Here is a 14692-nt window from a genome sequence, read left to right as displayed (position 1 = left end):
GGTGTCGGGGTCACGCGTCGCCGTCGAGGAGCGCGAACGCCGCCTCGAGGTCGTCGGGAGTCTTGACCGCGACGGCGGGTACACCTCGGAGGCCGCGCTTGGCGAGGCCGGTCAAGGCGCCGGCGGGAGCGACTTCGATGATGCCGGTGACCCCCGCGTTCGCGAAGGCCTCCATGTCGAGATCCCACCGGACGGGGGAGGAGACCTGACCGACGAGCAGCTCGACGAACTCGCGACCGCTGGTCACGATGCTGCCGTCCTTATTCGTCCAGAGGGTGGTCGTGGGGTCGTTCACATCGAGTCGCGAGGCGACCTCGCTGAGCGTCGCGACGGCGGGCGTCATGTAGCGCGTGTGGAACGCGCCGGCGACCTGCAGGGGGATGACACGGGCTTTCGCCGGTGGTTCTGCGGCGAGGGCCGCGAGGGCGTCTGGCGCGCCCGCCACGACGATCTGGCCACCGCCGTTGAAGTTCGCGGGCTGAAGCCCGAGATCGTCGAGGCGGGCGAGCAGCTCCTGCTCGTCGGCACCGATGACCGCGCTCATACCTGTCGGCGTCTCTGCAGCGGCCGACGCCATCGCGAGCCCGCGCTGACGAACGAAAGCCATCGCATCCGTCTCGGTGAGCACACCGGCGCCTGCTGCCGCGGTGATCTCGCCGACCGAGTGACCCGCGATGCCGCCGATGCGGTCGATGCGACCGTCGGCGAGCAGAGCACGAAGGGTCAGGATGCCGGCGGCCACGATCAGCGGCTGGGCGACGGCGGTGTCACGAATCGTGTCGGCATCGCTCGTCGTACCGTGGGCCACAAGGTCGAGGCCGGAAGCGGATCCCAGCTCGTCGAGGTGTTCGCGATACCCCGGAACATCGAGCCAGGGAGAGAGGAAGCCGGGGGTTTGAGAACCCTGGCCGGGGCAGACGATGACGATCACTAGATCATCCTCCCAAGAGTTGAGATCAAAGGTGTGTGCATTTCCCACCAACAATGGCGAGAACTGCTGTCGAAAGGGTACAGGGCCGCGTCACCGTCGTGTGGCGCCGCCATCGTGGTCGTGCATCGTTCCGAGGATGAGCGCCGACTGCAGGATGAGCGCCTCGCGCGCACCGGTGGCATCCCATCCGATGACCTGGGACACGCGCTTGAGGCGGTATCGCACCGTGTTGGGGTGAACGTAGAGCTCCCGCGCCGTGGCTTCGAGCGAGCGGCCGTTGTCGAGGTAGCACCACAGCGTCGCCATCAGCTCCGGCGACTGGTCTTGTAGTGGACGATAGACGCGATTGACCAAGGTAGACCGGGCCAACGGGTCGCCTGCGAGGGCACGTTCCGGCAGCAGGTCGTCGGCCAGGGTGGGCCTGGGCGCGTTGCGCCATGCCCGAGCGACCGCAAAACCGGCCAGGGCCGCTTTCGCGCTTCGGGATGCGTCGACCAGGCTCGGCACCTCGTGTCCGAGGACGAGATGGCCGGGTCCGAATCCCGGTTCCAGCGCGCGAGCGATGTCCATGAAGCTGAGGGTGGGCTCCGCACTGGGCTCGTCCATCTCTGCGGCCTCGCTCGCAGGGGTGGCGCTGCCGGGGGCGGGAATCGAACGTCCGATGACGAGGACGAGGCGGTTTCCCTGCACCCCGATCAGAACGTCTGCCTGGAGGTGTCGTGCCGTGCGGCGCAGCTGGTCGACATCGAGGACGCGAGGAGTCGTGCCGACGAGGACGCTCACCTCGCCGTGGCCATGCCACCCCAGAGCCGCGATGCGCGAGGGCAGCTCGTCGTCGTATTCGCCGCTCAGAATCGAATCGACGACCAGGGCCTCGAGTCGCGCGTCCCAGAGCCCGCGCGCCTCGGCGGCGCGAGCGTAGACGTCGGCCGACGCGAAGGCGATCTCGCGGGAATAGAGCAGGATGGCCTCGCGCAGCGAAGCATCGGCACCCTTGACCCGGTCTTCGACGACTTCGACGACCACCCGGATCAGCTGCAGCGTCTGCTGCAGCGTGACCGAGCGCAGAAGCTCGCGGGGCGCCGAACCGAAGACGTCCGATGCGATCCACGTGGTGGTCGAGGGGTCCTCGTACCACTGGATGAACGACTTGATACCTGCCTGCGCGACGAGTCCGACGGCGCTGCGCCGCCCTGGCGGCATGTCGCCGTACCAGGGCAGCGTCGCGTCGAGGCGCTTGATCGTCGCTGTCGCGAGCTCACCCGAGATGGTGCGGAGCCACGCGAGCGTCTCCGCCTTACTCTTGGCCATGCTCGGTCTCTTCGATCCGGGCGCCTGATCTGATCATCGAACGCGTCGGCCGTTGCGCGGGCGTCAGCTCTCTCCGCCGGCGGAACCCGACGTTCCGGCTGTCACGTCGTACAGACGGTACTTCTCGATGGCCCAGGCAGGCGCCGAGGCGTCGACCTCGCCCTTGGCAGCGAGCTGCTCGAGGGTGCGCACCACGACAGACGGGCCGTCGATCTTGAAGAAGCGACGAGCCGCGGGCCGCGTGTCCGAGAAACCGAAGTCGTCGGCACCGAGGGTCGCGTACTCACCGGGCACGAACTGCCTGATCTGATCCGGCACAGCGTGCATGTAGTCGGTCACCGCGACGAACGGACCGGCAGCGTCGGCCAGCTTCGTCGTGACGTAGGCCGTCTGCTTGGGAGCGTTCGGGTTGAGGAAGTTGTGCTCCTCGGCCTTCAGCCCATCGCGACGGAGCTCGGTCCACGAGGTGACACTCCACACGTCGGCGGAGACGCCCCAGTCGTCGGCCAGCAGCTGCTGCGCCTCGAGAGCCCACGGAACCGCGACGCCGGAGGCGAGGATGTTCGCCTTCGGACCCTCGACGGTGCCGTTCTTCAGCTTGTAGATGCCGCGGAGGACACCGTCGACGTCGAGTCCCTCGGGCTCGGCCGGCTGCACGTGGGGCTCGTTGTAGACCGTCAGGTAGTACATGACGTTCGGGTCGCTGTGCGAGCCGCCGTACATGCGCTCGAGTCCGTCGCGCACGATGTGGTTGATCTCGTAACCGTAGGCGGCGTCGTACGAGACGACGGCGGGGTTGGTCGATGCCAGCAGCAGGGAGTGTCCGTCGGCGTGCTGCAGTCCCTCACCCGTGAGCGTGGTGCGTCCGGCGGTCGCGCCGATGACGAAGCCGCGGGCCATCTGGTCACCGGCAGCCCACAGGGCGTCACCCGTGCGCTGGAATCCGAACATCGAGTAGAAGACGTAGACCGGGATGAGCGGTTCACCGTGGGTGGAATACGAGGTGCCGACAGCCGTGAACGCGGCCAGCGCGCCGGCCTCGTTGATACCCACGTGGATGATCGTTCCCTGCGGGCTCTCCTTGTAGGCGAGCAGCAGATCGCGGTCGACCGAGGTGTAGTTCTGTCCGTTCGGGTTGTAGATCTTCGAGGTGGGGAAGAACGCGTCGAGACCGAAGGTGCGGGCCTCGTCGGGAATGATCGGCACGATGCGGTGACCGAAGCCCTTGGAGCGGGTCAGGTCTTTGAGCAGGCGCACGAACGCCATGGTCGTGGCGATCTCCTGCGTTCCCGATCCCTTCTTGAGGGTCTGGTAGGCGGAGTCGTCAGGCAGATCGAACTGCTCGTACTTCGAACGACGCTCGGGCAGATAGCCTCCGAGTTCGCGTCGACGCTCGTGCAGGTACTCGATGGCCTCGTCACCCTCGGCCGGCTTGAAGTACGGCGGAAGGTAGGGGTTCTCCTCGAGCTGAGCGTCGGTGATCGGAATCCGGAGCTCGTCGCGGAACGCCTTGAGGTTGTCGAGCGTCATCTTCTTCATCTGGTGGGTCGCGTTGCGGCCCTCGAAGCTCTTGCCCAGGCCGTAGCCCTTGATCGTGTGGGCGAGGATGACGGTGGGCTGGCCCTTGTGCTCGGCCGCAGCCTTGAACGCCGCGTACACCTTGCGGTAGTCGTGTCCACCGCGCTTGAGGTTCCACACGTCGTCATCGGTGTAGTTCTCGACGAGCTTGAGAGCGCGGGGGTCGCGACCGAAGAAGTTCTCGCGCACGTAGGCGCCGTCTTCTGTCTTGTACGTCTGGAAGTCGCCATCCGGCGTGGTGTTCATGAGGTTCAGCAACGCACCGTCGGTGTCGTTGGCGAGCAGCGAGTCCCACTCGCGGCCCCAGATGACCTTGATGACGTTCCAGCCTGCACCACGGAAGAAGCTCTCGAGCTCCTGGATGATCTTGCCGTTGCCTCGCACAGGGCCGTCGAGGCGCTGCAGGTTGCAGTTGATCACGAAGTTGAGGTTGTCGAGGCCCTCGTTCGCGGCGACCTGCAGCTGTCCGCGGCTCTCGACCTCGTCCATCTCACCGTCGCCGAGGAACGCCCAGACCTGCTGGTCCGATGCATCCTTGATGCCGCGGTTGGTGACGTACTTGGCCAACTGGGCCTGGTAGATGGCGTTGATCGGGCCGAGACCCATCGAGACCGTGGGGAACTGCCAGAAGTCGGGCATCAGACGCGGGTGCGGGTACGACGAGAGTCCGCCGCCCACGTGGGACTTCTCCTGGCGGAAGCCGTCGAGCTGGTTCTCGCCCAGGCGACCCTCGAGGAAGGCTCGGGCGTAAGTTCCGGGGGAGGCGTGGCCCTGGACGAAGATCTGGTCTCCGCCGGACGCGTGGTCCTGGCCACGGAAGAAGTGGTTGAAACCGACCTCGTAGAGGGCGGCGCTCGACGCGTAGGTCGAGATGTGGCCGCCGACGGCGATGCCGGGGCGCTGCGCACGGTGCACGAGCACGGCGGCGTTCCACCGGATCCACGCGCGGTAACGGCGCTCGATCTCCTCGTTGCCCGGGAAGTCGGGTTCGTTCTCAGAAGCGATCGTGTTGATGTAGTCGGTGGTGGGAACCATCGGCACACCGAGGTGCAGTTCTTTGCTTCGCTTGAGCAAGCTCAGCATGATCTCGCGCGCACGCCCGTGGCCGTGAGCCGCAACCAGCTGGTCGAGTGACTCGTTCCACTCCGCGGTTTCTTCGGGATCGGAATCGGTCGAGCTAACCGAGTACGGGTCCTGGTCGTTGACAGTCAACGTCGACCTCTTTCTGTGGGTGACAGATTTTCTAGTGCCGGTGCGAGCCGTGCCCGGATTCGTGTCCGAGCGTCGGGATGCGCGCCATCCTCCAGCCTAGTGAATGTTCCGGGCACTCTGGCCGCGACCCGGTTGGTACTCCCCGGGATCAGGCGTAGGATCGGCGACGTTCAGCGAACGGGCACCCAGGTCGGGCCTACACGGCGTCCATCCCCGCTCGCGAAAGGAATCAGAACAATCATGGCTTTGGAGAACGACACCCGCGCTCCCGATTTCGACCTCGCCAACCAGTTCGGCGAGAGAATCCGGTTGAGCCAGTTCCGCGGCAAGAAGGCCGTGGCTCTCGTCTTCTTCCCTCTCGCATTCTCCGGAACCTGCACGAGCGAACTCTGCGCGCTCGAAGAGAACCTCAACCTGTTCAAGGACAACGACGTCGAGCTTCTCGGCATCTCGGTCGACTCGAAGTCGGCCCTGCGGTCGTGGGCTGAGGTGCAGGGCTACGACTTCACGCTGCTGGCCGACTTCTGGCCGCACGGTGCCGTGGCGAAGGAGTACGGGGTGTTCCTCGACGGCAAGGGCTTCGCGAATCGCGCGACCTTCCTCATCGACATCGACGGCATCATCCGCGAGAGCTTCATCACCGCCCCCGGAGAGGCTCGTTCGATCGAGGCATACAGGGCAGCTCTCGACGAGATGCGTTCTGTCGCGGCCTGAGTCGACGCATGCCCGCATGGACAGAGCACGTCATCTGGTGGCACATCTACCCATTGGGCTTCGTCGGCGCTGACACCACGTCGAATCCGCACGCCCCCGCTGAGCATCGACTCGGCGATATCGTTCCGTGGCTCGACGACATCGTCGACCTCGGTGCGAACGGGCTCGCGCTCGGTCCGATCTTCGACTCCGAGACCCACGGCTACGACACGATCGACCATCTATCGATCGATCCGAGACTTGGCGACGTCGGCGACTTCGATGCTCTGGTCGCGGCGTGCCGAGAGCGGGGAATCCGACTCCTGCTCGACGGCGTGTTCAACCATGTCGCCCGCAGCAACCCGCTCTGGCAGGCGGCGGTCGCAGCCGGCCCCGGCTCGGCCGAGGCGGCGTGGTTCCGTCTCGACGCCGATCAAGCGTCAGACGGCGAACTGAAGCCCGCCGTCTTCGAGGGCCACGGCCACCTCGTCGAACTCGACCTCGCGCATCCGCCCGCCGCCGACTACGTGACGGGCGTCATGCGGCACTGGCTCGACCGCGGCGCCGACGGCTGGCGGCTCGACGCGGCGTACGCCGTGGCACCGGATGCCTGGCGGCCGATCCTCGACGCGGTCCGCTCGACGCACCCCGACGTGTGGATCGTGGGGGAGGTCATCCACGGCGACTACGCCTCGATCGTCGACCAGTCCGGCATGGACTCGGTGACTCAGTACGAGCTGTGGAAGGCAGTCTGGAACTCGCTGAACGAGAAGAACTTCTTCGAACTGGCGTGGTCGCTCGAGCGGCACCAGGAATTCGTGGAGCGTTTCGCGCCGCTCACCTTCGTCGGCAACCACGACGTCACCCGCATCGCATCGCTCGTCTCCGACGGGCGACATTCACAGCTCGCGCACGCCCTGCTGTTCTTCCTGCCCGGCGTTCCGAGCGTCTACTACGGCGACGAGCGCGGTTTGACCGGCGAGAAAGAAGACAGGGCCGGGGGAGACGACGCCGTGAGGCCGCGGGCCGATCGTGGGGCACCTGAGTGGCAGCGCAACGAGGTCTTCGAGTTGCATCAGCGCCTGATCGCGTTCCGGCGACAGCACGCGTGGCTGCACGACGCGCGCGTCGAGGTGCTCGAACTGGCGAACGAGACTCTTCTGCTCGAGGCGACGGCACGCTCCGGCGAGGGCCGCGCGACGCTGGCGCTCAATCTGACGGATGCCGAGGTCGCCCTGCGCGGAATCGCGGTGCCGGCCCACGGCTACCTGCTCGCGGACTGACTCTCGGATTCCGGCTTTGCGCCGCGAGCGTGTAATCTGTTCACCGCACGAGAGAGCGATTTCTCGTGATGCAGGGGCCTTTAGCTCAGTTGGTAGAGCGCCACGTTTACACCGTGGATGTCATCGGTTCGAGCCCGGTAGGGCCCACCCCTCGCAGACCGGGCCTCACGCCCGCAGCAGCTCGGGAAGCGATGCCAGCGTCTGCAGCATGCGGCTCTCGGCATCGATATCGCCCGCCGCCGCGAAGAGCGAGGCCGCCTCTTCCAACCTCATGCGCGCCTGCAGCCCGTAGCCGTCTTTGATGGCGTGCCCGGCGAGCAGGGTGGCCGCCCGAGCGCACCAGATGCGGTCGCGCTGCTCGTCTGACGAGGTTCGAAGCACCTGCGCGAGGGCCTGACCGCCCGATCGATCGGTGTCGTCGAACTCGTCGGTAGCCGTGCCGTAGAGGCGATCGCGCAGCGACTCGAGAACATCGTCGAACGGCATGTCGAGAGCCCCCAGCGATGTGGTTCGGGCACCCTGACCCGACACCGTCACGAGCTGCCACGTGCCCGAGACGGCCACGAGGCGTACGGAGAACGGTGCCGCGACATCGAATTCGATCGACTGCTCGTCGACCCGCTGCCACGCGAGGTGCGCCGCATTCTCAGCCGCCCATCGCACCAATTCGGCTACGGACTGCGCGTCGTTCATCATGGTGCTCTCCTGTTATTCGCCCCTGCCATCGACGATAGCGAGAGCCCCCGACAGCGAGACGTCACGACACCGCGTCACACTGAGACAGTGCGTCTCAACATGAGTACTGCGTCGGTCATGACCACCGTGTCACCCGACGGAGATCGGGCGTCGCGGTCGACCAGGGCACTCGTCAGCACGGTCCACTCCGACTTGGGCAACGCGAGACTCTTCAGCACCTCATCGGGCCCGGGCAGCGGAGGACCTTCGTGCCGGTGCGCCGACCACGGCGGGAAGGCGCCATGGCCGACGATGAGCAAGACCCCGGAGACAGCGACGGCCGAGGCGGCGCGCCGAAGGATCTCGTCGCGCGGAAGCTCGACGGGGGAGTGCAGAAAGTGCGCCGACACGAGGTCGTACTCGCCCTCCGGAGCCCACGCCGCCAGATCCGCCTCCACCCACGAGATGCGATCACCGAGCCCTGCGGACTCGGCCGCAGAGCGCCCTCTCGCAAGCGCCGTCGGAGAGATGTCCACGGCGGTCACGCTCCACCCGCGTGACGCCAGCCACAGCGCGTCGCCACCCTCGCCGCTGCCCAGGTCGAGGGCTCGACCCGGGGCCAGCCCGCCGGCCTCACGCTCCAGCGCGACGTTGGCTCGCCCGCTCCAGGTCCTGTCGGACTCCCGGTAACGCGACTCCCAGAAAGACGCCGGCGACTGCTGCTCGTGATCGGTCATGACACAACGATGGGTCGAGCGCATCCGCGGCGCAACTCGGCATGCAGCTTCGGCAAGACGGATGCCTCGGGTCTCGATCCGCACGAGTGCCGGATTCACACAGGCACCCCGCCGGTAGGCTGGGCGGGTGATGCACACGCTCCAGGATTTCGAGGCCGCGGTCGAACGACTCTGGCCGACACGGTTCGCCGAAGACTGGGATCGACCGGGAACAAGCACCGGAGACGCGATGCAGCCTGCCATGCGCGTTCACCTGGCCGTCGACGCCGTGGCCGAGACCGTCGATGAGGCGATCGAGCTCGGCGCCGACGTGCTCTACGTGCATCACCCGCTTCTGCTGCGCGGTGTCACGTCGGTCGCCACCGATCGCTACAAGGGCGCCCTGCTCACGCGTCTCATCCGCTCCGGATGCGGGCTGGTCGCCGCCCACACGAACGCCGACATCGTCGACGACGGCACCTCGTCGGTTCTCGCCAAGCGTCTCGGACTCGTCGAGTCCACGCCCATCGTGGCCGGCGAGCGCTCCGGTACCGGCCTCGGCCGCGTCGGAGACCTGGCCGAGCCCACGACCCTCGGTCGGCTGGCCCTCGCCCTCGGCGAGATTCTCCCGGCGACCGCCACGGGCATCCGGGTGTCGGGAGCCTACGAGCAGCAGATCTCTCGGGTGGCCCTCTGTGCGGGCGCCGGCGACTCCCTGCTGGCCGACCCCTCCGTGGCCTCGGCCGATGTCTACATCACGAGCGACCTGCGACACCATCCCGCATCGGAATCGAGGCAGCAATCGATGCTGTCGGCGGGCCCCGCTCTCATCGATGTGTCGCACTGGGCCAGCGAGTGGCTGTGGCTCGACTCCGCCTCGTCAGCGCTCGCTGCCGAACTGCCCCATGCCACGTTCACGGTCAGCGAGCTTCGCACCGACCCGTGGGACTTCGTCGTCACCCAATAGTCTCATCCGCCTCGCCGTCTCACGGCACCCACCACGCTCAGCCAAGGAAGGCACCCATGAAGGCACCGATCACCGAGCAGAGAGCACTTCTCGATCTGCAGGCTGCAGACACGCGACTCGACCAGCTCGCGCACACCGCCAAGACGCTTCCGCAGTCGCTCGCACTCGCAGAGCTGGCGAAAGACGTCGCCCGTTCTCGAGCGCTCTCCGCGTCCATTCGCGGCGAACTCGAAGACACCAAGGTCGAGATCGGTCGTGTCGAGTCCGATATCGAGGTCGTGGCGGCACGCATCGCCCGCGACCGTGAGCGGCTCGCGATCAGCTCGTCACCGAAAGACATCCAGGGTCTCGAACACGAATTGGCCTCGCTGCTGAAGCGCCAGTCCGACCTCGAAGACATCGAACTCACCGTCATGGAGCGCCAGGAGGAGATCGACGGTCGTTTTCAGGCCGCATCCGCCCGCCTCGACGAGCTCCTGGTGACAGAGAAGGAGCTGACCGCAGACCGCGACGACAAGCTCGAGCAGATCAACGCCGAGATCGCGCAGGTGACCGAACGCCGGGCCCGCATCGCCTCTGCGATCAGTGCCGAGCTCGTCGCCCTGTACGACAAGCAGCGTTCGCGCTACGGCATAGGTGCGGCGCTGCTGACCCGCGGCGTCTCCGGCGGAAGTCACGTCAAGCTCCACGAGTCCGATCTCGCGGTCATCAGAGCGGCCGCTCCCGACGACGTGGTCCTCGACCCCGACAGCAACTGCATCCTGGTGCGTACGGAGGAGTCCGGCCTGTGATCTGCTGCGGCGTTCTGCCGTAGACTTCCACACGAATGGGTCGGTGAGACGGTCGCGTCAGTCGCACATCTTCGGATGCTCGGCTGCCGAGGAACGTCCGGGCTCCACAGAGCAGGGCGGTGGGTAACACCCACCCGGGGCAACCCGCGAGACAGTGCCACAGAAAGTAGACCGCCTCAGGCTCACGCCTGCGGTAAGGGTGAAACGGTGGTGTAAGAGACCACCAGAGGCCAGGGTGACCTGGCCTGCTTGGTAAACCTCGCCCGGAGCAAGGTCAGACAGGGAACGCTCGAGACTGCTCGTCGAGTTCCCGGGTAGACCGCTAGAGGGCTGCGGCAACGTAGTCCCGAGATAGATGGCCGTCACGGGTCGGCGGCAACGCTGATGCGGACAGAACCCGGCGTACGGCCGGCCCATTCACACCCCGGCCACCCGCGGCGCAGAGCGCCGAAGGGCTCAGAGCTCGGCGGCCGGATGCTCGGTGGGCGCGTCGTCGGAGCCCGCGACCACGCGGGGCTGGGCAGCGAGGGCTGCCGCCCCGAGGATGCCCGCGTTGTTGCGCAGAACGGCCGGCACGATCTCGGTCGTCAGGTCGAGCAGGGGAAGGAACTCCTGATAGTTTTTCGAGACGCCGCCGCCCACAATGAAGAGGTCGGGGGAGAGCAGCTTCTCGAGCTCGGAATAGTACTTCTGCAGGCGTTCGGTCCACTTCGACCACGACAGGTCCTCGCGCTCCTTGGCGGAGTAGGCGGCCTTCAGCTCGTAGTCGCCCCCGTCGATCTGCAGATGGCCGAGCTCGGCGTTCGGCACGAGCACCCCGTTGTAGATGATCGCCGTGCCGATTCCGGTGCCGAGCGTCGTCATCATGACCAGACCCGACCGGTCTCGCGCCGCGCCGAATCGCACCTCGGCGTACCCCGCGGCATCCGCGTCGTTGACGAAGAAGATGTCTCGGCCGAGGGCGTCTTCGAAGAGTTTTTCTGCCTCGAGGCCGATCCACTTCTTCGAGACGTTGGCGGCCGACATCGTGCGTCCGTTCCGCACGACCGCGGGGAAGCAGATTCCGATGGGCGCATCGTCGGGTGCATCCGTCAGCTTCTCGAGGATCTTCGTGACCGTGCCCACGATGTCTTTCGGCTTGCCGCCCTCGGGGGTGGAGAGCTTGACGCGGTCACTCAGCAACTCGCCTGAAGAGAGATCGACGATCGCCCCTTTGATGCCGGTGCCACCGATGTCGATGCCGATGGCCACGTCGGATGCGGTTGGGGTGCTCATGGTCGGTCTCCTCGAACTATCACCGTCGACGCGTCGGGCGCGCCTCTGCGTTTCCTATCGAGCCTAGGGCAGACGAGCCCCTGCGGCGTTCGCGGAACTGGGCCTAGGATTTGACGTAGCCGAAGCGCCGATCGTCGAAGGTCTGTGCGAGATCCCGGGAGTTGACATGTCGGAAGACGCCTCGAAGCAGTACTGGTACAACATGAAGACCGGCAAGGTGGAGCATGGCTACGAGTCCTCGGTCGTCGACCGGGTCGGACCGTTCGCTACCGAGGCGGAGGCCTCGCACGCCCTCGAGAAGCTTCGTGCCAACAGCGCGAAGTGGGCCGAAGAAGAGGCCGACGAGCAGCGCTGAACCAGCGTGCTCGTCGCTGCCGATCACTCGTAGGAGTTCTCTGGACCGGGGTAGCTTCGGTCTGCGACGTCTGATCGGAACCGGGTGACGGCGTCGGTCAGAACCCCTCGAAGATCGGCGTATTGCTTCACGAACTTCGGGATGCGGCCCGTCGAGAACCCCGCGAAGTCGGTCCAGACCAGAAGCTGGCCATCGACATGCGGCCCCGCACCCACTCCGATGGTGGGAATGCGCAGCCTCTCGGTGACCAGACGCGCAGCCTCCGCCGGCACCATTTCGAGGACGACGGCGAAGGCGCCGGCCTCCTCGACGGCGAGGGCATCCGCCATCAGCTGGTCCAGTCCCTCACCGCGACCCTGGATGATGTGACCGCCCAGCCCGTGCTCGCTCTGGGGGGTGAAGCCGATGTGCGCCATCACCGGAATCCCGGCGCCGACGATGCGTCGGATCTGCTCGACGCTGCGCACGCCTCCCTCGAGTTTCACGGCATGGGCGTGCGTCTCTTTCATAAAGCGCACCGCCGTGTGCAGCGCCTCGAGGGGGCCGCTCTCGTAGGAGCCGAACGGCATGTCGGCGACGACGAAGGCCCTCTGCACGGCCAGCGCGACGGCGCGGGTCAACGGAATCAGCTCATCGACGGTGACCGGAAGGGTCGTGTCGTAGCCGAAGACCGTGTTGCCGGCGGAGTCGCCGACGAGGAGGAAGTCGATGCCGGCCTCGTCGAATATTCGGGCAGACAGCTGGTCGTAGCTCGTCAGTCCGGTGATCGGGGTTCCGCTCGATTTAGCGTTCTGGAAATGGCGCGTGCGCACGCGCTTCGGAGCAGAAGGGGGCACGGACGGCGGCGTCTCTGACATCGGGCCAGTCTATCGACGCAGAGTGAAACACCCTGCGGGGCGCTGCTGGCCGAGGCGAGCGATCACGGTATCGTGTGCCTGACTCGATAGTGACGGTGATGTGAAGTGAAAAGATCAAGTCGGCTGCGAATGCCGTCCATCGCCCTTGTGGCGGGTGTGCTGCTCGCCCTGAGCGCGCCTGGTGTCGCGAACGCGGCAGCAGACGATGGGTGTCCGAAGCCGTCGAGCGGCGACGCCGAGTGCGGCGTGCTGACGGTTCCGGAGAACCGGCTGAACCCTGCCAGTCGAACCATCGACATCCCCTACGCCGTCATACCGGCCAGCGCAGAAGCCACGGGCACACCCATCGTCGTCATGGCGCCCGGACTCGGTGAGTCGGCTGCGTCGGTGGGCCAGCACCTGTCGCGCGACCTCGGGTTCGGGGCCCACAGAGACGTCGTCGTGCTCGAACAGCGCGGCGGCTCCGCATCCACGCCGAACCTGGACTGCCCCGGAGCGACGAACGCGTGGGTCGAGTCTTTCACCTCGACCGATGACACGGTCGAGGCGGAGGGCACCGCCGTGGGACTCGAACTCTCCGACTGTCTGGCCGACTTCATCGACGCCGGGGGAGACCCGAACGGCTACACCATCGCCCAGACTGCGGCAGACGTAGTCGATCTGCGGAACAAGCTCGAGATCCCGACCTGGACCCTGTTCGGTTCGGATTGGTCGTCGAAGGTGATGACGGCCGTGGCCGGGCTCGACGCGGCCGGAAGCGACGCCGTACTCCTCGACTCGTACAGCCCCGCAGCGGCCGACATCAAGGGCGAGGCCTACGCCGCGCTCACGGCGTCGCTCGGTGAGCTGTCCACTCGCTCCGACGTCGAGGGCACCGACTACGCGGCAACGGTCGCCCAGATTGCATCGGATCTCGATGACGATCCGTTCAAGGGCCCCGTCACGAACCCGTTCACCGACAGGCAGCGCTTCGTCGAACTCGAGGGCAACGACTTCGTGAGCCTGGTGCAGCAGCTCCTGACCGACCCCGCGGTCGCCAGCACCCTGCCACTCCTGTTCGATCGGCTCGAGGCGGGCGACACCGGCGCGCTCGCTCCCTTTGTCGCTCTGGGTGCCGATGCTGTGGGCACCGTCGACTGGGGCCAGTACCTGACCTCGACCTGTCTCGATCAGAAGGCGAACTGGTCGCCCGATCCCGTTGCGCCCGAGGCCGCCGCTCCGGCCGAGGGCGAAGAACCCGTCGTGCCCGTGGATCCGCCGCTGCTCGTGACCTACTCGCTCACCGATGCCGTGTGCGCGCAGGCCGGCATCACGCCCGCGGGCACGGAGCTGCGCGTGCCCCCGACGTTCACGCAACCCACCCTCATCCTCGCCGGATCGAATGATCCGATCTCGTCCGCAGCGACCGCTCAGGCCGCCGCCGCATCCATCGCCGGAAGCCAGTTCGTCTCGTTCACCGGCGCCGGCCACGAAGTGCTCGACACGAGCGACTGCGCCGCCAAGACCGCTGTCGCCTGGCTCGACAAGCCCGGAGAAGACGTCTCGACGGTATGCGACCACGACGACGCGACGATCCCCTTCGTGACGGCGTCATCCATCCACGAGACCTCCCGCGCCGCGTCGGTCGTGCGCGCCGTCGACGAGGTGAACTGGTTCGAGTTGCTGATCCCGATCATCTTCTTCGGGTTCTGCGCGCTCTGGTTCATCGGATGGGTCATCACCCTGATCGTGCGCGGCATCCAGCGCGAACGACTCGGCCTGCTCATCGCCTCGGGAATCTCGCCCGTCTCCGGTCTGATCTTCGGCGGCATCCTCGCTCTCGGCATGGCCTCGGCCACGGCTACGCAGCCCGCCCTGGCGCTCGTCGGCGTTCCGTCGTACTTCCCCTACCTCGGGATCCTGCTCGCCGTCGGCCTCTTCGCACTGATCGTCGTCTGGAAGCTCGGCAGCAGAGGTGCGGCACTCCTCGCCTCGGCCGCAGTGATCGTCTGGCTCGGCATGCTCGCCTGGTTCGCCTGGATCGTGCTCGTTCCCAGCTGACCCGCCGG

Annotated in this window: 13 protein-coding genes, 1 tRNA gene and 1 other RNA gene; 8 read left to right on the top strand and 7 right to left on the bottom strand. The window is 66.6% G+C overall.

Annotation, left to right across the window (positions count from 1 at the left end):
* Positions 1-10 precede the first annotated feature (10 nt).
* The 3 genes from ASF79_RS07475 to aceE all read right to left on the bottom strand — a co-directional run bounded on the left by ASF79_RS07475 (position 11) and on the right by aceE (position 5032).
* Entirely contained in the window at positions 11-931 is a 921-nt protein-coding gene (locus ASF79_RS07475) for an ACP S-malonyltransferase (protein WP_055853502.1), read from the bottom strand.
* 90 nt (positions 932-1021) lie between these two features.
* Complete coding sequence (locus tag ASF79_RS07470) at positions 1022-2242, bottom strand: PucR family transcriptional regulator (protein WP_055781100.1); 1221 nt, start codon at positions 2240-2242, stop codon at positions 1022-1024.
* A 63-nt stretch (positions 2243-2305) separates the two neighbouring features.
* Positions 2306-5032 carry a pyruvate dehydrogenase (acetyl-transferring), homodimeric type gene (aceE, locus tag ASF79_RS07465; protein WP_055781102.1) on the bottom strand — a complete coding sequence of 909 codons (2727 nt, stop codon included), beginning with the start codon at positions 5030-5032 and terminating at the stop codon, positions 2306-2308.
* Between the two features lie 240 nt (positions 5033-5272).
* Between aceE and ASF79_RS07460 the strand changes: the two genes are divergently transcribed.
* The 3 genes from ASF79_RS07460 to ASF79_RS07450 all read left to right on the top strand — a co-directional run bounded on the left by ASF79_RS07460 (position 5273) and on the right by ASF79_RS07450 (position 7155).
* Positions 5273-5746, top strand: coding sequence for a peroxiredoxin (locus ASF79_RS07460; protein ID WP_055781107.1), 474 nt, complete (start codon positions 5273-5275; stop codon positions 5744-5746).
* Positions 5747-5754: 8 nt separating this feature from the next.
* Positions 5755-7008 carry an alpha-amylase family glycosyl hydrolase gene (locus tag ASF79_RS07455; protein ID WP_055853499.1) on the top strand — a complete coding sequence of 418 codons (1254 nt, stop codon included), beginning with the start codon at positions 5755-5757 and terminating at the stop codon, positions 7006-7008.
* A gap of 74 nt (positions 7009-7082) precedes the next feature.
* Positions 7083-7155: transfer RNA gene (locus ASF79_RS07450), tRNA-Val, on the top strand.
* Positions 7156-7173: 18 nt separating this feature from the next.
* Here the strand turns inward: ASF79_RS07450 and ASF79_RS07445 are convergent.
* Positions 7174-7704: a hypothetical protein gene (locus tag ASF79_RS07445; protein ID WP_055853498.1), complete on the bottom strand. Its 531-nt coding sequence runs from the start codon at positions 7702-7704 to the stop codon at positions 7174-7176.
* 74 nt (positions 7705-7778) lie between these two features.
* Positions 7779-8420, bottom strand: a complete 642-nt coding sequence (locus tag ASF79_RS07440) for an SAM-dependent methyltransferase (protein ID WP_055853495.1) — start codon at positions 8418-8420, stop codon at positions 7779-7781.
* A 127-nt stretch (positions 8421-8547) separates the two neighbouring features.
* On the opposite strand from ASF79_RS07440, the gene ASF79_RS07435 reads away from it, so the two are divergent.
* From ASF79_RS07435 to rnpB, 3 genes are all read left to right on the top strand, one after another.
* The gene (locus ASF79_RS07435; RefSeq protein WP_442853855.1) at positions 8548-9366 is read left to right on the top strand and encodes a Nif3-like dinuclear metal center hexameric protein; all 819 of its coding nucleotides are present in this window, start codon (positions 8548-8550) and stop codon (positions 9364-9366) included.
* Positions 9367-9422: 56 nt separating this feature from the next.
* Positions 9423-10157, top strand: coding sequence for a zinc ribbon domain-containing protein (locus ASF79_RS07430; RefSeq protein ID WP_055853493.1), 735 nt, complete (start codon positions 9423-9425; stop codon positions 10155-10157).
* A 36-nt stretch (positions 10158-10193) separates the two neighbouring features.
* An RNA gene (rnpB, locus tag ASF79_RS10290) (RNase P RNA component class A) lies at positions 10194-10577 on the top strand.
* A 36-nt stretch (positions 10578-10613) separates the two neighbouring features.
* Here rnpB and ppgK read toward each other — a convergent pair.
* The gene (ppgK, locus tag ASF79_RS07425) at positions 10614-11432 is read right to left on the bottom strand and encodes a polyphosphate--glucose phosphotransferase (RefSeq protein ID WP_055781122.1); all 819 of its coding nucleotides are present in this window, start codon (positions 11430-11432) and stop codon (positions 10614-10616) included.
* 166 nt (positions 11433-11598) lie between these two features.
* On the opposite strand from ppgK, the gene ASF79_RS07420 reads away from it, so the two are divergent.
* Positions 11599-11787, top strand: coding sequence for a hypothetical protein (locus ASF79_RS07420; protein WP_055781124.1), 189 nt, complete (start codon positions 11599-11601; stop codon positions 11785-11787).
* Positions 11788-11810: 23 nt separating this feature from the next.
* Here the strand turns inward: ASF79_RS07420 and panB are convergent, their stop codons facing one another.
* Positions 11811-12644, bottom strand: a complete 834-nt coding sequence (panB, locus tag ASF79_RS07415) for a 3-methyl-2-oxobutanoate hydroxymethyltransferase (protein ID WP_055853491.1) — start codon at positions 12642-12644, stop codon at positions 11811-11813.
* A 129-nt stretch (positions 12645-12773) separates the two neighbouring features.
* On the opposite strand from panB, the gene ASF79_RS07410 reads away from it, so the two are divergent.
* Entirely contained in the window at positions 12774-14684 is a 1911-nt protein-coding gene (locus ASF79_RS07410) for an alpha/beta hydrolase (RefSeq protein ID WP_055781131.1), read from the top strand.
* The last annotated feature ends 8 nt before the right edge of the window (positions 14685-14692 follow it).

This window comes from Agreia sp. Leaf335, assembly GCF_001423605.1.
GTDB lineage: Bacteria > Actinomycetota > Actinomycetes > Actinomycetales > Microbacteriaceae > Agreia.
This window is presented reverse-complemented; position numbering and strand designations above follow the sequence as displayed.